General features: G+C 64.9%; 1 protein-coding gene. It reads left to right on the plus strand.

Annotated features, from left to right (window positions below; genetic code table 11):
- Positions 1-410, plus strand: a 410-nt coding sequence (locus HY36_RS18570; RefSeq protein WP_035554139.1) for a hypothetical protein, incomplete at both ends; no start/stop codon positions are given.

Below are 410 nucleotides of genomic sequence, written 5' to 3' on the forward strand. Positions count from 1 at the left end.
TCGCTGGTCGCCACGGGAGAGCCTTTGCCTGGGGTCGAGCCGGAGCCGCAGGGTCTGTCGCTGAGTCTGTCTGAAGGGGTGATTGCGGAAGATGGCTCGACGGTTGCGACGATCCTCCGGACGGGCGATGTGGGTCTGGATGCGCCTCTGGTGGTAAGTGTTGAAGTGTCAGGCGGGGACGAGGCGGCGCCGGCCGTGACGGAAGTGAGCTTCGCGGCGGGCGAGCTGAGCCGGGATGTCGTGATCAGCGGTCTTCTGGATGGTGTTGTGGACGGGTCCCAGGATGTGAACGTTGTGGTGCGCAGCGGCGTGCTGGAGGCGAGTGCGTCGCTGACGGTGACGGATGTGGATGTTGCGCCGGATCCGGAGCCGGGGGCGAACCTGATCGAGAACGGAGATTTTGAGGACAA

The organism is Hyphomonas atlantica corrig. (assembly GCF_000682715.1).
Lineage (GTDB): Bacteria > Pseudomonadota > Alphaproteobacteria > Caulobacterales > Hyphomonadaceae > Hyphomonas > Hyphomonas atlantica.